General features: G+C 65.7%; 15 protein-coding genes. 9 read left to right on the top strand and 6 right to left on the bottom strand.

Annotated elements, in window-relative coordinates; translation table 11 throughout:
- Positions 1-8: 8 nt before the first annotated feature.
- Positions 9-1712 (bottom strand): AMP-binding protein, encoded by a 1704-nt coding sequence (locus A6M56_RS22325; protein WP_102079975.1) that lies wholly within the window; start codon positions 1710-1712, stop codon positions 9-11.
- Positions 1713-1912: 200 nt separating this feature from the next.
- Here A6M56_RS22325 and A6M56_RS22330 point away from each other — a divergent pair, with 200 nt between their 5' ends.
- Complete coding sequence (locus tag A6M56_RS22330; protein WP_062738308.1) at positions 1913-2599, top strand: TetR/AcrR family transcriptional regulator; 687 nt, start codon at positions 1913-1915, stop codon at positions 2597-2599.
- Here the strand turns inward: A6M56_RS22330 and A6M56_RS22335 are convergent.
- Positions 2553-3398 (bottom strand): oxygen-binding di-iron domain-containing protein, encoded by an 846-nt coding sequence (locus A6M56_RS22335; protein WP_062738309.1) that lies wholly within the window; start codon positions 3396-3398, stop codon positions 2553-2555. The genes A6M56_RS22330 and A6M56_RS22335 overlap by 47 nt on opposite strands.
- 232 nt (positions 3399-3630) lie before the next feature.
- Between A6M56_RS22335 and A6M56_RS22340 the strand changes: the two genes are divergently transcribed.
- Positions 3631-5118 carry a DEAD/DEAH box helicase gene (locus A6M56_RS22340; RefSeq protein ID WP_102079974.1) on the top strand — a complete coding sequence of 496 codons (1488 nt, stop codon included), beginning with the start codon at positions 3631-3633 and terminating at the stop codon, positions 5116-5118.
- A 25-nt stretch (positions 5119-5143) separates the two neighbouring features.
- Here the strand turns inward: A6M56_RS22340 and gluQRS are convergent, their stop codons facing one another.
- Together gluQRS and A6M56_RS22350 are read right to left on the bottom strand one after the other, a co-directional pair.
- Entirely contained in the window at positions 5144-6088 is a 945-nt protein-coding gene (gluQRS, locus tag A6M56_RS22345) for a tRNA glutamyl-Q(34) synthetase GluQRS (protein ID WP_102079973.1), read from the bottom strand.
- Positions 6089-6149: 61 nt separating this feature from the next.
- A complete protein-coding gene (locus tag A6M56_RS22350; RefSeq protein WP_062738312.1) occupies positions 6150-7052 on the bottom strand; it encodes a LysR family transcriptional regulator in 903 nt (300 codons plus the stop codon).
- A gap of 106 nt (positions 7053-7158) precedes the next feature.
- Here A6M56_RS22350 and A6M56_RS22355 point away from each other — a divergent pair, with 106 nt between their 5' ends.
- Together A6M56_RS22355 and A6M56_RS22360 are read left to right on the top strand one after the other, a co-directional pair.
- Positions 7159-7857, top strand: coding sequence for a pirin family protein (locus tag A6M56_RS22355; RefSeq protein WP_102079972.1), 699 nt, complete (start codon positions 7159-7161; stop codon positions 7855-7857).
- Between the two features lie 68 nt (positions 7858-7925).
- A complete protein-coding gene (locus tag A6M56_RS22360) occupies positions 7926-8498 on the top strand; it encodes a flavodoxin family protein (protein ID WP_062738314.1) in 573 nt (190 codons plus the stop codon).
- Positions 8499-8682: 184 nt separating this feature from the next.
- Here A6M56_RS22360 and A6M56_RS22365 read toward each other — a convergent pair whose 3' ends face one another.
- Positions 8683-9531: a sulfurtransferase gene (locus A6M56_RS22365; RefSeq protein ID WP_062738315.1), complete on the bottom strand. Its 849-nt coding sequence runs from the start codon at positions 9529-9531 to the stop codon at positions 8683-8685.
- Between the two features lie 150 nt (positions 9532-9681).
- Between A6M56_RS22365 and dnaE the strand changes: the two genes are divergently transcribed.
- The 5 genes from dnaE to A6M56_RS22390 all read left to right on the top strand — a co-directional run bounded on the left by dnaE (position 9682) and on the right by A6M56_RS22390 (position 17243).
- The gene (gene dnaE, locus A6M56_RS22370; protein WP_102079971.1) at positions 9682-13200 is read left to right on the top strand and encodes a DNA polymerase III subunit alpha; all 3519 of its coding nucleotides are present in this window, start codon (positions 9682-9684) and stop codon (positions 13198-13200) included.
- Between the two features lie 82 nt (positions 13201-13282).
- The gene (locus A6M56_RS22375) at positions 13283-14350 is read left to right on the top strand and encodes a glycosyltransferase (RefSeq protein WP_102079970.1); all 1068 of its coding nucleotides are present in this window, start codon (positions 13283-13285) and stop codon (positions 14348-14350) included.
- Positions 14347-15627 (top strand): O-antigen ligase family protein, encoded by a 1281-nt coding sequence (locus tag A6M56_RS22380; protein WP_286758446.1) that lies wholly within the window; start codon positions 14347-14349, stop codon positions 15625-15627. The genes A6M56_RS22375 and A6M56_RS22380 overlap by 4 nt, the downstream gene beginning before the upstream one ends.
- Positions 15628-15640: 13 nt before the next feature.
- Entirely contained in the window at positions 15641-16414 is a 774-nt protein-coding gene (locus A6M56_RS22385) for a glycosyltransferase family 2 protein (protein WP_062738386.1), read from the top strand.
- Entirely contained in the window at positions 16401-17243 is an 843-nt protein-coding gene (locus tag A6M56_RS22390) for a glycosyltransferase family 2 protein (RefSeq protein ID WP_286758447.1), read from the top strand. The genes A6M56_RS22385 and A6M56_RS22390 overlap by 14 nt, the downstream gene beginning before the upstream one ends.
- A gap of 17 nt (positions 17244-17260) precedes the next feature.
- Here A6M56_RS22390 and A6M56_RS22395 read toward each other — a convergent pair whose 3' ends face one another.
- Positions 17261-18043: a glycosyltransferase family 25 protein gene (locus tag A6M56_RS22395; RefSeq protein ID WP_062738320.1), complete on the bottom strand. Its 783-nt coding sequence runs from the start codon at positions 18041-18043 to the stop codon at positions 17261-17263.
- Positions 18044-18053: the final 10 nt, after the last annotated feature.

The following is an 18053-nucleotide window of genomic DNA, read 5'->3' on the forward strand; positions in this document are numbered from 1 at the left end:
GGGAGGCGTCAAATCCGTTCTGCGAGCGGCGCGAGATCCTGCTTGCGTACCTTGCCCGTGGCCGTGAGCGGCAGGGCATCGACGATGCGCACGATGGGCACCTTGTAGACCGCCATGTTGTCGCGGCACCACTGGGTGAGCGTCGCGTCGTCCAGCGTGCCGACGGCCTCGGGGCGCAGCATCACGAACGCGACCGGGACCTGGCCGCGCTGCTCGTCGGCGCGGCCGACCACGGCGGAGCCCAGCACAGCGGGGTGCTTGCCGAGCATGGCTTCGATCTCGGCCGGGAATACGCTCATGCCATTGACCTTGAGCATCTCCTTGCGGCGGCCGAGGTAATGGATGTAGCCGTGCTCGTCGATGCAGCCGATGTCGCCGGTGTGGAACCAGCCGTTGCGCAGGGTTTGTGCAGTCGCTTCCGGCTTGTTCCAGTAACCCTTGAGCAGCGTAGGGGTGCGCACGCACAGTTCGCCCTCTGCGCCGATGGGCAGGACTTCGTGCGTGTCGAAATCGCAGATCTTGAAGTCGGTGCCCGGCACGGGCAGTCCCACGAAGATCGGCTGCGAACGCAGGTCGAAATCGTCATCCTGCATGCCGACCGTGAAGGTGTTGCAGGTTTGCGTTTCGGTCATGCCCCAGGCGCTCTCGGCCATCATCGAGCCGGTGAGCTCCCGCCACGCGCGGCGGTACTCCGGGTTCAGCTTCTTGACGAACGACGACACGCCCGTGTGTCGCAGCGAGCGCAGGTTGTATTCGTGCACGCGCGGATGCGCCATCACTTCGGCCGCGCTGTCGACGAGCATCGAGCCGTTGGTGACGCGGTAGCGCTGCACGCCGGCCATGAAGGCCTCGGCATCCCAGCGCGCCAGCAGCACCAGCGGCACGCCGAGGAACGCGGGAAAGATCAGCCCGGTGTTCTCGCCGGCAATCCAGAACTGCGGATAGAAGCTCAGCATGACGGTGTCGCCGTCTGCGCGCAGCGACACGGCCGAAAACGCGGCGGCCATGTCGACCATGTCGCCCTGCGTGTGGATGCAGCCCTTGGGCAGGCCCGTCGTGCCGCCGGTGTAGTTCAGCGCGGCGGGGGCGTCGAGCCCAGCGGGCGGCAAAGCGATGGGCGCAGTGTTTGCCAGCGCCGGCACCAGGTCGATGGCGTCATCGCAGGGGGCGGGCGCTTCGGCCAGCATCGCGGGCAGCGGCAGCGTCGGCTGCGCGGGCACCACATCCGCATAGCGCGTGACGAAAACATGCTCGAGCGATGTCTCGGCCCGCACGTCGCGCACCAGCGGCATCAGCCGATCCAGCGTGACGATGGCGCGCGGCGTCGCGTCGGTGAGCGCATGCATCAACTCCGCGCGCTGCGATAGCGGGCTGATCGGCACATACACGGCACCGAGCTTCAGGATGCCGAAGAACACCACATTGAATTGCGGACAGTTCGAGAGGAACACCCCCACGCGATCGCCCGCGCCAATGCCGTGCCGGGCTAGCAGCGCCGCAAAGCGGTCAGACAGGTCATCGAGCTGGGCGAACGTCGTGTCGTGCCCGTAGAAGTGGATGGCCGGTTTGTCTGGCGTGGTGCGAGCCCAGTGGCGCAGATACTCGGTCAGGGCGACGCGTCCGACGGGGTAGTGGGGTTCGCGGGGGGCATCGACCGGCCATGCGCGCGCCCAGAGCGCGCGAACGCGGCCGAGATACTCGGACTCGTCCATCGCCAAAGCTTGTCTCCGTTGGGTTGTGCAGGGCATACGCCCGTGGGCGTCGCACTGTCTATACTTGATGGTAGTTTTTTATACCAACGGGTATGAATATAGGAGCCGTTTTTTGAGGCGTCAAGCATTCCAGGATGCCGGGCCGCCAGGATGTGCGCACGCTACGGCGTGTTCCCGGGCGGCGTGCGAAAATGCGTGCTATGTCCTCCGTCCGCAAAACCGCTGTCTCCGACGTGAATCCGCCTGCCGAAGCCGAGGCGCCGTCGATGCGCCCGCACATTGCCGAGCGGCAGGAGGCGCGCCGCCGCCAGATTCTCGATACCGCCGCCCAGCTCTTCTTCACGAAGGGCTATGCCGGCATGACGATGAGTGATCTGTGCAGCGCGCTCGGCGTGACCAAGCCGGCGGTGTATTACTACTTCACCGACAAGTACGAGATCTTCGACATCCTGTGCCGCGAGTCGGCGCGGATCACCATGTCGGCCATCCGCGAGACGGCCGACCCGGCGTTGCCGGTGCGCGAACGCCTGCATGCGTGCATGCTGGAACTGGCCCGACGCTGCATCGCGTGCCATTACTCGGCCACGCTCTGCTATCGCGACCGCCAGTACCTGCGCCCCGAGACGATCGAATGGATGGGCGCGATGTCGCGCGCGTACTATCGCGACCTGTATGCGCTGCTCGACGAAGGCAAGCGCCTGGGCGTGTTCGAGTTTGGCGATGCACGCGTCGCGGCACACGCCATGGGCGGCGTCATGGGTTTCATGTACACGTGGCATGACCCGTCGCGCATCGACGCCGAGGTGCTGGCGCGCGAACTGGCCGACGCCATGATGAAGATCATCCTGCCGGCTGCTCCGAGCCCCGGGCCCCAGCGCGCGCGCTGAGCGTAGCCCCCGTTGCCCCTGGCGGCAGCGCGGGGAGCCGGAAAGTCTCCGGCGTCATCAGGTCGATGCCGCAATCGAGCGTTTCCACCCAATCGATGAACCGATTGACCATGGTCTTGCCGCGGAAGGCCTGACCGTGCTGCGGCACGATCCATTCGATGTCGAGCCCGCGCACCATCTGCGCCCACAGCCGGCACACCCGGTTGCCGCTCATGTAGCGGCGGTGGAACGGCGCCATCAGCGGCAGGTGCGCATCAAAATCCTTCACCGGTGTGGCAGCCACATTGGCATGCACCATCGACGCTCCCAGGTCGCCCGAAAACAGGATGCGCGACTGCGGATCGTAGAACTGGAAATTGCCCTCCGAGTGCAGGAAGTGCGCCGGCACCGCCAGCAGGTGCGTGTTGCCGAGCGGGATCGCCATGCCCGTATCCGGGATCGGCACGATGCGACCTTCGGTCTTGCCCACGTTGCAGAAGTGCGGCAGAAACCGTTCCCACACGCGCGAGATCAGGATGTCGCAGCTCGAACTCGTGAGCCATCTTCCGGCGGAGGCAACGATGTCCGGGTCGGCATGCGAGGCAAGCACATAGTCGAGCTGCTTCGGCGCAAAGTAGCGGTTCATCGCCAGGAAGAGCGCGTTGTACGTCATCTGGCCGCCGGGGTCGATGAGCGCGCCGTGGCCGTGGTCGACGATGAGGAACTGGTTGGTCTGCACCGGCAGGGCGTCGTGGTCGTCGACGAGGTCGGAGAACATCAGGCAGACGTGCTGGGGCGCTTCATACAGGGTGGTGACCATGGCGGGCAGGGCGCGGTTGGGATGCCGCGATGGTCGCGCAGCGCCGCGCGCCGGCGCTTGATCCGTGTCAAGGCTCGCGTGACCCGACAGGAGCCCGGCGCTGTCCGTTGTCGGTCTTGCCTAGGCTGCACGTGATAAACTTTTGATTTTTAACGCTTTGCGCGAGCCGCTCGCGGGTGTTTCCGCCTGAGTCTGTCGCGCCGCCATGCCACCCGGCATGCTGCATCCCCCTATGAACACTGCGACATCGTCAGAAGCGCCGGTCAACGAATCGGTGACATTCGACAGCTTTGGCCTGCACGCCGATATCCTCCGTGCGCTGGCCGAAAGCGGCTATACCAAGCCCACGCCCATCCAGGCGGCTGCCATTCCGGTGGTCACTGCCGGCCGTGACGTCATGGGCGCGGCGCAAACGGGCACCGGCAAGACCGCCGGCTTCTCGCTGCCGATCATCCAGAACCTGCTGCCGGACGCCAATACGAGCGCATCGCCGGCGCGCCACCCGGTGCGGGCGCTGATCCTGACGCCCACGCGCGAGCTGGCCGACCAGGTGTACGACAACGTTGCCAAGTACGCGAAGTACACGGCGCTGCGCAGCGCGGTCGTGTTCGGCGGCGTCGACATGAACCCGCAGACCGAGCAATTGCGCCGGGGCGTGGAAATCCTCGTGGCCACGCCGGGCCGCCTGCTGGACCACGTGCAGCAGCGCAGCGTGAACCTGTCGCAGGTGCGCATGCTGGTGCTGGACGAAGCCGACCGCATGCTCGACATGGGGTTCCTGCCCGACCTGCAGCGCATCATCAACCTGCTGCCGGCGCATCGGCAGACGCTGCTGTTCTCGGCGACGTTCTCGCCGGAGATCAAGAAGCTGGCCGCCAGCTACCTGCGTCATCCGCAGACCATCGAAGTGGCGCGCAGCAACGCCACGGCCGAGAACGTCCGCCAGGTGATCTACACCGTGCCGGACAACCACAAGCAGGCCGCGCTCGTGCACCTGTTGAAGCAGCGCGCCGAGCAGGGCCTGCCGCGCCAGTGCATCGTGTTCTCGAACAGCAAGATCGGCTGCTCGCGCCTGGCGCGTGCGCTGGAGCGCGAAGGCATCAACGCCAGCGCCATCCACGGCGACAAGACCCAGACCGAACGCATGCAGACGCTCGAAGCGTTTAAGCAGGGCACCGTCGATGTGCTGGTCGCCACCGACGTGGCAGCACGTGGTCTCGACATCTCGCAGATGCCGTGCGTGATCAACTTCGACCTGCCCTTCAATGCGGAAGACTATGTGCACCGTATCGGCCGCACAGGCCGTGCCGGCGCGTCCGGCGACGCACTGTCGCTGTTCGCTCCCGGCGATGAGAGGCTGCTGGCCGATATCGAGAAGCTGATCAAGCGCAACCTGCCGCGCGAGCAACTGGAAGGGTTCGACCCCACCGGCGAGCAGTCCCGGGACCGTGAGCGCCGCGAGCGTAACGAGAAGCGTGCGCGCGCCGAAGTGCGCCGTGCCCGTGAGCGCGAGGAGCGCAACGGCGCCCGCGTGCTCGACCACACCGTCGTCCGCCCGGCATTCCGGCCGTCGGATGATCCGTTCTTCAATCGTCCGTACGAGTCGACGGCGCCTGCGGAAACGGCCGAGACCGCCAAGCCCGCACAACCGGCGGGGCATCCGCGCACGGCCAAGCGTCCGATCGCGGCGCTGCTGGGCGGCGTGCCGCGCAAGCGTTAAGGCGCGCCGTCGGGAACGGCGGCAACTATGCCGCCGGAGTCAATCGTGCAAGGCGATTGGCCCATGCCGGGACGGCCTCCCGGTAGAAGCCTTCCACATCCTGCGCGTGGATCTCCAGCCCAAGATGCCTTGCTGCCTCGGTGAGCGCGGCAAGCGGCTGATTGCGGTCGATGGCGCGCGCGCCGGTCTGCTTGCTCAGCTTTTCGCCTTCGGTGTTGACGACGACAGGCACGTGCAGGTAGCGCAGTGCGGGCAACCCGAGCAACTGCTGGAGATAGATCTGGCGCGGGGTTGAGTCGAGCAGATCGGCGCCCCGGACCACATCGGTGATGCCCTGGGCGGCATCGTCCACCACCACCGCGATCTGATACGCCCACATGCCGTCGGCGCGCTTGAGCACGAAGTCGCCCACGGCTTCGGCCAGGTTCTGGCATTGGGTGCCCTGCCAGCGGTCGTTGAAGCACACGGTCGCGGCTTGCGGATCGGGCACGCGCACGCGCCAGGCGCGCGCCTGGCGCCCGTGCAGGCCGTTGCGGCACGTGCCGGGATAGATCAGTGTCTGGTGACGCAGGCGGCCGTTGGCGTCGATGGTCGTGACGGAGTCGGCAATCTCGCGCCGCGTGCAGCCGCAGGGGTAGAGCTTGCCGACGGTTTGCAGCCGTTCCAGTGCCGATTCGAAGCGCGCCAGATGGCCGCTCTGCCATTGGGGCGCTTCGTCGGCGATCAGGCCGAGCGCCTCCAGCGTGGCCAGGATGTCGCGATCGGCGCCTGGCACGTTGCGCTGGAAGTCGATGTCTTCAATGCGCACGAGCCACGTACCGCCGTGCACGCGCGCGTCGAGCCAGCTCGCCAGTGCGGTGACCAGCGAGCCGATGTGCAACGGCCCCGTCGGCGACGGGGCGAAGCGCCCGCGGTATGGTCCGCGCGACGCGAGGGTGGAATCCGGAAAATCGAGATTGGCTTGGGACAACGCAGCACTCCAGGCGCAGATACCGACACCGCTATTGTGCGCGATTTCGCAGCGGCTACCGCTACTGCATCAGCAGGGCCTGCGCCAGGCGCGGGTCCTCCAGCTTGTCGACCCACCACTGCAGTGCCTTGCCGCGCATGTTCGTGCGCCAGGCCACCTGGAAGGTGCCGGCACGGTCGTCCTCGGTAGTGGTCTTGGCGATCAGCACGCCGGAGTCCAGGTACGGCTGCGCCAGCGGAACGGGCAGCCAGCCGCAGCCCAGGCCTCGGATCTGCGCTTGCACCTTGTCGGCCATCGACGGCACCACCAGCGTGTCCTGCCCCGCCATGACGCCGATCGTGCGTGCCGGGAGGCTGCGTGACGTATCCCCGACCGCAACGATGCGATGTCGCGTGATGGCGGCAGCGGGCAGCGGCTCCTCCAGCCGCGCAAGTGGGTGGTGCGCCGCCACCGCGAACACGAACGGGATCTTTCCGAGCGTGCGCGTCTGCAGGCCCTGCATCTGCATCACCTGGGCCGGGCCGATCAGCAGGTCGGCACGGCCCGAGAGCAGTGCATCCCATGTTCCGGCCAGCACTTCGCGGGAGAAGCGCAGGCGCGTGGCGGTGTTCTCGGCGTAGAAATCCTGGATGACCGGCATGAGTGCGCGGAAGTGCACGAGATCATCCACCACGATGGTCAGCGTGGCCTCCCAGCCGGTGGCCAGGCGCTTGACGCGGCGCGCGAGATCGTCGGCGGCCTGCAGCAGGTGGCGGCCTTCGTCGAGGAGCGCCCGGCCGGCGGGCGTCAGCTCCGCACGGTGGCGCCGGCGGTCGAACAGCAGCACGTCGAGGTCGTCTTCCAGCTTGCGCACGACATAGGTGAGCGCCGACGGCACCTTGCCGAGCTCCTGCGCGGCTGCGGCAAAGCTGCCCTTGCGTTCGATCGCGTCCAGCACTTCCAGGGATTCCAGCGAGAGCGCCATATTCAGAATTTTTGATGGGATGTGTCAAAGCGGCACCGCGTAAATATAGCCAATGTGCGTAGCATTGCCACATCAACGCAGTGATTTGGATAGGAGATCCATCAAAATGATTGAAATCCGCCCCTCGCAGGACCGCGGCTACGCAGACCACGGTTGGCTGAAGTCGTATCACAGCTTCTCGTTTGCCGATTACATGGACCCGGAGCATGTGCAGTTCGGGCCGCTGCGCGTCATCAACGAAGACCGCGTCGCGCCCGGCATGGGCTTCGGCACGCACGGCCACCGCGACATGGAGATCATCAGCTACGTGCTGGACGGGGAGCTCGCGCACAAGGACAGCATGGGCAACGGCAGCGTGCTGCGCCCGGGCGACGTCCAGCGCATGACGGCTGGGACTGGCGTGCGTCACTCCGAGTTCAACCACGCGCAGGACCAGACGACGCACTTCCTGCAGATCTGGGTGCTGCCCGCGCAGATGAGCCTCACGCCGAGCTATGAAGAGCGCCATTTCGATGCGGCGGCCAAGCGCGGCAAGCTTGCGCTGATCGCCAGCGCCGATGGCCGCGACGGCTCGGTCGAGGTGCACCAGGATATGGCGCTCTACGCCGGCCGCTTCGACGGTGCCGAAGCCGCGACGCTGTCCCTGGCAGACGGCCGGCGCGCCTACGTGCACGTGGTGCGTGGCAAGGTGAGCGTCAACGGCCGGGCGCTGACCGGTGGCGATGCGGCCAAGCTGACGCACGAAACCGCGGTGACGCTGTCGGACGGCGAAGACAGCGAAGTGCTGGTATTCGATTTGCCGTAATGTTGACGGCGCACGCTGGTGCGCCGTTTCTCTCGTCTTTTTGTCGACCCAACCAAAAGAGGATTCCCATGGCAAAAGTTGCCGTCGTTTATCACAGTGGTTATGGCCATACCAAGAAGCAGGCGGAAGCCGTGTTCGCAGGCATCCAGAATGCCGGCGCCGAAGCGCATCTGATCTCGGTGGCCGACGTCAATGACGACACGTGGGCCCTGCTGGCCAGTGTCGATGCGATCGTCTTTGGCGCGCCGACCTACATGGGCGGTGTGTCGGGCGACTTCAAGAAGTTTGCCGATGCCTCGTCCAAGGCCTGGTTTACCGGGGCATGGAAGAACAAGATCGCGGCTGGCTTCACCAACTCGGCATCGATGAACGGAGACAAGTACGCCTCGATCCAGTACCTGTGGACGCTCTCGCAGCAGCACGGGATGATCTGGGTGGGCACGGGCATGATGCCGGCTAACACCAAGGCCGCCACGCGCAACGACGTCAACTACCTGGGCGGGTTTGGCGGGGCGCTGGCGCAATCGCCGTCGGATGTCAGCCCGGAAGAGGGCCCGCTGCCGGGCGACCTGGAAACCGCCAGGCTGTATGGTGAACGCATAGTCGCCATCACGAACCAGTTCGTGCGTGGCGCCCAGTAAGCCCATGCACCAGAATAAAAAACGCCGGCATCATGTCCGGCGTTTTTTTATGAGGCGTGCGTTCAGAACCGCGTGCCGGTGCCGCAGAACACGCCCCGGTTGGAGCCCCCCGCACAGCTGGTGGAGCACCCGCCCGACACCGCAAGGCAGCATAGTGCAAGCAGGAGGGCGGCGTTCAGTCGCTTCATGCGGCGGCGCGGGTCTGGCGGTCGGCGCAATGCGGGCAGCGCTGACCGGGGATGTAGTCGGCGGATTGCTGTTCTTCCGGTGTCACCACCGCGCGGCAGGCGAAGCACTGCTTGGGGCCGGCCGGCAGCAGCTGGGCATTCAGCGCGGTGCGGTGGTCGAAGACGAAGCAATCGCCATCATAGTGCTCGCCGCCGACTTCTTCGAAGTACTTCAGGATGCCGCCTTCGAGCTGGTACACCCGTTCGACGCCGATCTTCTGCATGTGGATCGCCGCCTTTTCGCAGCGGATGCCGCCGGTGCAGAACGACACGACGGTCTTGCCTGCGAAGTCGTCCTTGTGGGCGGCAATGGCCGGGGGGAATTCGGTGAACTTGGTGATGCCGTAGTCGACAGCGTTGCGGAACGTGCCGACCGCGACTTCAAAGCCGTTGCGCGTATCGAGCATCACCACGGGGCGGCCTTCATCGTCGTGGCCCTGGTCGAGCCAGCGCTTGAGGTCGGCCGGCGAAACCGATGGCGCCCGTCCGTCTTCCGGGCGGATCAGCGGGTGGCGCATCGTGATGATTTCCTTCTTCAGGCGCACCAGCAGGCGACGGAACGGCTGGTGGTCGGACAGGCTTTCCTTCGGGTTCAGATCGGCAAAGCGGGGGTCGGCGCGCAGCCAGCCGACGATGCCGTCGATAGCCTCGCGCGTGCCGGCCAGGAAGATGTTGATGCCCTCGGGGGCCAGCAGCACGGTGCCCTTGAGCTCGCGCGCCTGGCACTCGGCCAGCAGGGCGGGGCGCAGGGTTTCGCGGTCTTCGAGCGTGACGAATTTGTAAGCGGAAATATTGACGATCTGCATGTGCTGCCGCGCCGTTTTTCAGGCGCTTGGATAACCCGTTGATTCGTAAGCCGAAATTATAGCCGCCCGCGCAGCGGTGCGGGGCTGCCGCAGGCCGGGCGGGCGTGCTCGGAATGCTTTGCGGAAGGTGTCACCCGGTACAATACGCGGATGAATTCGCCGCGCTTCGTCCACCTCCGTCTCCATTCCGAATACTCCGTCGTCGACGGCAACGTGCGCCTTGACGATGCCGTCAAGGCCGCGGCCAAGGACGGCATGGGCGCCCTCGCGCTGACGGACCTCGCCAATGCGTTCGGCCTCGTGCGCTTCTACAAGGAAGCGCGCGGCAAGGGCATCAAGCCCATCGTGGGCGCAGACGTGTGGATCACCAATCACGACGAGCGCGACAAGCCGAGCCGCTTGCTGCTGCTGGTGCGCAACAAGCAGGGTTATCTGAATCTGTGCCAGCTGCTGGCGCGCGCCTGGCTGTCCAACCAGCACCGTGGCCGCGCCGAAATCGCACCCGAGTGGTTCGACGAGCCTGGCGTGGAGGGCGCGCCGCTGGCCGGCGGCCTGCTGGCGCTGTCGGGCGCGATGGGCGGCGATATCGGCATGGCGCTGGCCAACGGCAACGAGGCGCTCGCGCGCAAGCTGGCAGCGCACTGGTCGCGCGTGTTCCCGAACGCGTTCTACATCGAGTTGCAGCGCGCGGGCCACGCGGGCACCGAGGCCTACATCCAGCAGGCCGTGAAGCTGGCGGCGGCGATGCACCTGCCCGTGGTTGCCACGCACCCGGTGCAGTTCATGACGCCGGACGACTTCACCGCGCACGAGGCGCGCGTCTGCATTGCCGAGGGCGACCTGCTGGCCAACCCGCGCCGCGCGCGTCGCTTCACGACCGACCAGTATTTCAAGACGCAGGACGAGATGTGCGAGCTGTTTGCCGACATCCCGTCTGCGCTTGCCAATGCGGTGCAGATCGCGCAGCGCTGCAACCTCACGCTCGAGCTGGGCAAGCCCAAGTTGCCGCGGTTCCCGACGCCCGACGGCATGTCGCTGGACGACTACCTCGTCCAACTGGCCAAGGAAGGGCTGGAGAAGCGGCTGGAGGTGCTGTTCCCCGACGAGGCCGTGCGCGAATCGAAGCGGCCCGAGTACTACGCCCGCCTGGAATTCGAGACCGGCACCATCATCAAGATGGGCTTCCCGGGCTACTTCCTGATCGTGGCCGACTTCATCAACTGGGCCAAGAACAACGGCGTGCCGGTGGGACCGGGCCGCGGCTCGGGTGCCGGCTCGCTGGTGGCCTATGCGTTGGGCATTACCGACCTCGACCCGCTCAAGTACAACCTGCTGTTCGAGCGCTTCCTGAACCCGGAACGCGTGTCGATGCCCGACTTCGACATCGACTTCTGCCAGCACGGCCGCGACCGCGTCATCCAGTACGTGAAGGAGAAGTACGGCAAGGACGCCGTCTCGCAGATCGCCACCTTCGGCACCATGGCGGCCAAGGCTGCCGTGCGCGACGTGGGCCGCGTGCTCGACCTCGGCTACAACTTCGTCGATGGGGTCGCCAAGCTGATCCCGTTCAAGCCGGGCAAGCTTGTCACCATTGAAGAGGCCAAGAAAGAAGAACCGCTGCTGGCCGAGCGCGAAGCCAACGAAGAAGAGGTCAAGCAGCTGCTGGAGCTCGCGCAGCGCGTGGAAGGCATGACGCGTAACGTCGGCATGCATGCAGGCGGCGTGCTGATCGCTCCCGGCAAGCTGACCGACTTCTGTCCGCTTTACACGCAGGGCGGTGAAGACGCCGGCGTCGTGAGCCAGTACGACAAGGACGACGTGGAAGCTGTCGGCCTGGTGAAGTTCGACTTCCTGGGCCTGACCACGCTGACCATCCTCGACTGGGCCGAGCGCTATATCCGCATGCTCGACCCGTCCAAGGCGGACTGGAATTGCAGCCAGATTCCGCTGAACGACAAGGCGGCGTTCGACATCCTGAAGACGGCCAACACGGTGGCGGTGTTCCAGCTGGAAAGCCGCGGCATGCAGGGCATGCTGAAGGACGCCAAGCCCGACCGCTTTGAAGACATCATCGCCCTGGTGGCGCTGTATCGCCCGGGCCCGATGGACCTGATCCCGAGCTTCTGCGCCCGCAAGCACGGTCGCGAGAAGGTCGAGTACCCCGACCCGCGCGTCGAGCCGGTGCTCAAGGAGACCTACGGCATCATGGTCTACCAGGAGCAGGTGATGCAGATGGCGCAGATCGTGGGCGGATACTCGCTCGGCGGCGCCGACCTGCTGCGCCGTGCGATGGGCAAGAAGAAGCCCGAAGAGATGGCGCAGCACCGCGAGTTGTTCCGCGCGGGCGCAGCCAAGGACGGGCTCTCCACCGAAAAGGCCGACGAGATCTTCGACCTGATGGAGAAGTTCGCCGGCTACGGTTTCAACAAATCGCACGCGGCCGCGTATGCGCTGCTGGCGTACTACACCGCGTGGCTCAAGGCGCATCACCCGGCCGAATTCATGGCGGCCAACATGTCGCTCGCCATGGACGACACCGACAAGGTGAAGATCCTCTATGACGATGCGGTCGGCAAGAACGGTCTGAAGGTGCTGCCGCCCGACATCAACGCGAGCCAGTACCGCTTCACGCCGACCGACGCCAAGACCATCCGCTACGGCCTGGGCGGCATCAAGGGCAGCGGCCAGGGCGCAATCGAAGACATCCTGCGCGCGCGCGAAGACGGCCCGTTCAAGGATCTGTTCGACTTCTGCGAGCGTGTGGATCGCCGCCAGGTCAATCGCCGCACCATCGAAGCGCTGGTGCGCGCCGGCGCCTTCGACAGCCTCAACGACAATCGCGCGCAGCTGCTCGCCTCGATCGGCCTGGCCATGGAAGCCGCCGAACAGAAGGCTGCCGCCGCCAATCAGGTCTCGCTGTTCGACCTGATGGGCAGCGACGACGCCGAGCAGCATCGGCCCGAACTCGTCGACGAACCGGCGTGGACGACCAAGCGCAAGCTGCAGGAAGAAAAGCAGGCGCTCGGCTTCTATCTCTCTGGGCACCTCTTCGACGAGTACCGCGACGAGGTGCGCCGTTTTGCACGTACGACGCTGGCCGATCTCGCCCGCGAGGTGACCGACAAGGGCAGCGGTGGCGGCTACGGCAACCGCGATGCGCGCAACAAGACCGTGGCCGGCGTGATCGTCGGCCTGCGCACGCAGATGACGCAGCGCGGCAAGATGCTGATCGTCATGCTCGACGACGGCTCGGCCAGCGAAGCGACCGAGGTGACGGTCTTCAACGAAGTCTACGAAGCCAATCGCGCACTGTTCAAGGAAGACGAAGTGCTGATCGTGCAGGGCAGCGCGCGTCACGACATGTTCACGGGGGGCGTGCGCGTGACGGCCGAGACCGTGATGGATCTGACCCAGGCGCGTGCGAAGTTCGCGCGGGCGATCCGCCTGTCGATGAACGGCGATTCCACGGCCGCCAGGCTGCGCGACCTGCTGACGCCGCACGTGGCGGCCGACGGCAACGGCGTGTCGGTGCGCATCAGCTACGTGTGCGAGCAGGCGCGCTGCGAAGCGGTGCTCGGAGATGCATGGCGCATCGTCCCCAGCGAGGATGCGATCGCCGCCTTGCGCCAGGCGTTGGCGGCGGAGAACGTGGCAACGCTCTACGAGTAGTCCGGAGATGGCGCGCGGGGGCGCCATCGGGGGGACGCACCCCCGCACGACTGCACTTCACACAATTACGACGACAACTTCCATGAACGTTGGAATCTCGTGCAACGCGCTGGGCTACAGCGGCGGCAGTGAGCGCTATGCGATGGATCTGGTTCGCGGGTTGCACGAGCGCGCCATCCGTCCCGTGTTCTTCGCCAAGATGGTCGACAAGGCCATTCCCGAGTATCACCAGGTCAAGGCGGTCGCCTTGCCCACGCGCAAGCTGCCGGGCAAGCTGAACGACCACGCCTTCGGCTGGCTGGTGCGCCATCTGGCCAAACGCGAACACGTCGACCTGATGATCGGCTGCAACCGCACGGGCGCGTCTGACATTGCCATCTGCGGCGGCACGCACATCGGTTATCTGAAGAGCTTTCCCAAGCCGGCCGCGTTCTGGGATCGCCAGCAGATCGCGCTGGAACGCCGCGACTACGTGCGTTCGCACGTCATCGTCGCGCATTCGCGCCTGATGGCGCAGGAGGTGCTCGATTACTACGACATCCCCGAGGCCAAGGTGAAGACGGTGTACCCGCCGGTGAGCGAGGCAAAGTTCCGGCCTGTGGGCGAAGCGGAGCGCCAGCGCTTGCGCCATGAGCTCGGGTTTGCCGAGGACCGCGTGACTTTCGTGTTCCCGTCGTCGAGCCACAAGCGCAAGGGGTATCCGCTGCTGGAAGCGTTCTTCTCCAAAACGAACCTGCCGGTGCAGCTCGTGGTGATCGGGCGGCCGGTGTCGTCGTCCTCGCCGAATATCCGGTATCTCGGCTATCGCAAGGACATCGAAAACGTCTACCGCGCGGCCGACTACACGATCCTGGCCTCGCATTACGAGCCCTTCGGACTGATCGGCGTGGAGTCCGTGCTCTGCGGCACGCCCGCGGTGTTGGCGAGCAACATCGCCTGCACCGAGGTGATTTCCGAAGAAGGCGCACCGACCTTCGACGTGAACGATCCTGCCACGCTCGCGCGCACAATCGAAGCCGCCGTTGCACGTGCGCAGGCCGGCCAGGCACGTCTTGCGCACCCGCGCGAGCACTTGCGCTACGACCCGGGGGTCGCCGCGCATATCGATGCCTTGCTGGCCCTGGCTCCCCACGCGGAGACCGACCGATGAGCGCCGTGGTACGACGTGGCCGGACGCTGGTTCGCAGCGTGCCGGAGGTGCTGGCCGTGGTCGCGATCGCCATCCTGCCCGCCTTCATGCTGTCGGTGCGTGGCGCGGCCTTTCTCGCGTTTTCGCTGCTGCTGGCAGCCGCGCTGTGGTCGATGCTTGCGCCGCCCGCTGATGTGATGTCGCGCCTGCGCGCCATGTGGCGCGAGCACCGGTGGCTGATACTCGCAATGGCCGCCATGCCGACCGCCATGCTCATCAGTGCGCTGCTGAATCCGCAAGCGCCGCGCGGCGTTCCGTTTGCCTATGGAAGGCTCTGGTTGTTCGGGTTTGTACTGCTCGCGCTGCTGCAGCTGCGGCCAACACAGTTGCAGAGCGTGCAATGGGGCTGCGTGGCCGGGGCATTGGCTTCAGTGGTCTGGGCGTATCTCGAACTGCGTAACGCCCGTCCGGATACGGTCGGCGCGTTTTCCAACGCCATCCCGTTCGGCAACCTGTCGCTGCTGATGGGGCTGTTTTCCCTCATCTCGATCGGCTGGTCGAAGGGCGATGGTTGGCCGCTGACGGTGCTGCGCCTCGCGGCGGGCGCGGCGGGGCTCTATGCGTCGTACCTGTCGCAGTCGCGCGGCGGCTGGATCTCGATTCCGGTGCTCCTGCTGATCGCCGTAGCGACGCTGCGGCACGTGAGCTGGCGGAAGCGGGTGGCGGCCTTGCTACTGTTCTTCGCTGTGCTTGCCGCGGTCTGCGCGTCGTCGAGCCTCGTTCGCACGCGTTTTGATCAGGCCATGAACGACATTCGCGCCTATCAGGCCGGGCAACTCGACACCTCGGTCGGCATCCGGTTTCAACTGTGGAAAGCCGCAACCCTCATGTTGACCCGCCACCCGGTTGCCGGCGTCGGTCGGGGCCGGTTTGAGCCCACGCTGAAGGCGATGTCCCAGGAAGGCGTGATCACGCAGCAGGCCTCGGGCTTCGAGCATGCCCATAACGAGTTTCTATACAATGGCGCCACGCTCGGGGTACTCGGTCTTGGCGCGCTGCTGGCGTTGTACTTGGCGCCCGCCGCTTACTTCCTGCGCGCTGCACTGTGCGATGACCGCATCCTGCGCACCACCGGTGCGATGGGCCTCACGCTATGCGTGGGCTTCGTGCTCTTCGGGCTGACGGAGGTGATGTTCATCATCGCGCAGACCGTGGTGTTCTATAGCGTCATGGCGGCCGTCTTTGCCGCGCATATTCACCGGCGCCGGCAGGAGCTTGGCGCCCATCCTGTCCTCTGAGATCGTCTTTCGCATGCCTGCTTCCAACCGCGCCACGCTGGCCGTCATCATCGTTGCCAAGAATGAAGCCGCAGACATTGGTGACTGCATTCGCTCGGTGCGCGACTGGGCCGACGATGTGATCGTCTTCGACTCCGGCAGCACCGACGGCACGCAAGAGATCTGCCGCCAGTTGGGCGCGCGCGTATTCGAAACCGACTGGCCGGGCTATGGCGAACAGTCGAACCGCGCCTTGCGCGAGGCACGCACCGACTGGGTTCTTTCACTGGACGCCGATGAGCGCGTCAGCCCCGAACTGCGTGCGGAGATGATCGCCGTGCTCGAGTCGGGCAGCTCGCACACCGTGTATTCGATGCCGCGCAGTTCCAGCTTCTGCGGCCGGTTCATGAAGCACTCGGGCTGGTGGCCCGACCGCATCCGGCGCTTCTTCAAGCGCGAGAAGGTCACGTTCTTCGATGCGCCGGTGCACTCGCACCTGATTTTCGAGGGTACGGTCGGCGACTTCCGCTCGCCGATCATCCATTACTCCATTCCCGATCTAGAAGCGGCGCTCGACAAGGCCAACGATTATTCGACCGCCGGTGCCGCGGCGGCTTACGCCAAAGGCAAGCGTGCATCGCTGGGTAGCGCGATCGGCCACGGGCTGTGGGCGTTCATCCGCACGTACATCATCCAGCGCGGGTTCCTCGATGGGGCGGAGGGCTTCATGCTCGCCGTGTCGAACGCCGAGGGCACGTACTACCGCTATGTCAAGCTGATGATGCTGCATCGCCATGGCAAGCGCTGAGCGCCCGCGCCGCCTCGCCCTCGTTGTCACGACGTACAACCGGCCGGAGGCGCTCGCACGCGTGCTGGCCGGGTGCGCGGCGCAGACCGACACCGCATTCGATGTGATCGTCGCCGATGACGGTTCGCGTGACGATACACGCGCGGCCGTGGAGGCGGCTGCCAAGACGGCGCCGTACCCGTTGCGCCACGTCTGGCACCCCGATGAAGGCTTCCGCGCGGCGGAAATCCGCAACCGCGGTGTGCTGGCAACGGACGCGGACTACCTGGTCTTTCTCGACGGCGACTGCGTCCCGCGCCCCGACTTCGTGGCGCGTCATCGGGCATTGGCCGAGCCGGGCCGGTTCTTGTCCGGCAGCCGCATCCTGCTCGATGAGGAAATGACGCGTGAAGTTGTGGCCCACCAGATCGATATTCATTTGAAGGACCGCGCGTACTGGTTCCGTGCGTGGCGCGCCGGCCGTATCAACAAGTTCCTGCCGTTGCTGGTGCCCGGCCTTCCCGCGCCGCGCACCTTCCGCGACACCAGCCTGCGTGGCATCAAGAGCTGCAACCTGGGCGTATGGCGCAGCGATTTCGAGCGCGTCAACGGCTTCGACCAGAGCTTCGTCGGCTGGGGTCACGAAGATGCGGACCTGGCAGTGCGGCTGTACAACGCCGGTGTGCGGCGCAAGCGCGGCTTCTGTGCGACGGAAGTGTTCCACCTCTGGCATCGCGAGCAGTCGCGCGAGCAGGAAAGCCCGAACTACCGCCGCATGATGGCGCGCAGGAACACCGATGTCATCCGTGCAGAATCGGGCTTGGCAGAGCTGCGTGAACAGCGTGCCTGACTGGCAGAGACCTGCGTCTACCAGGTCTTCTTCTGCTTGGCCAGGCCCAGGAATGGCCGCACGAAGATCTGGTAGAGGAACTTGCGTACCAGGATCTGGTGCAGGTGATGGCCGAGTCCAAGGCGATCATCGGCTTCGCGGCTCTTGATGGCGCGATCGGCTTCCAGGTTGGAGCCGCTGTCGAAGTTCTGCACGCCAATCACGTACGGCACCACCGCGCGCATCTGCACGATGCCTTCACGCTCGAACTTGTACCAGTAGTCGGCGGCAAGCCAGACGGGATAGAGCTGCTCGACCATGCGCCTTGCCGCCGCCCGCGTGACGAAGTAGCCGTGCGCGAGCCACTGGTAGTTCGCGAGCTTCACCACGTCGTGATGCGCCGTCAGCGGCCTCGCGCTCCGCTTGTAGTAACGATCGATGTGGGTGAGAAGCGTCACGACCGGCTCGTCGGGCGAGACCTGCTGCGCCAGCGCGTCAAGTACGGCAGGAACATCGGCGCCGAGCTTTGCGTCGTCTTCGAGGATGAGGGCGTGCGGCAGGTCTTGCTCCAGCATCGCGCGGTAGACGCCGAGGTGGCTCAACGCGCAGCCGACTTCCCCGACGGTCAGCTCGCGGCTTTGCGCGAGGGCGCGGGCATGATCGTACTGGCGTGCCAGTTCTTCGGGCGGAAGTGCCTTCCCGTACACCCCCGGAAAGCGGGTATGCGGCAAGCCGAGTGCGTCGAGCTGACGCTCCAGTGCCTCGCGGCGCCCTACGTCGTGATCGAGGTTGATGAAAAACGTGGGGACGCGCGAAGTCATGCGGAAAGGG

It is taken from the genome of Ralstonia sp. RL, from assembly GCF_001683835.1.
Taxonomy (GTDB): domain Bacteria; phylum Pseudomonadota; class Gammaproteobacteria; order Burkholderiales; family Burkholderiaceae; genus Ralstonia; species Ralstonia mannitolilytica.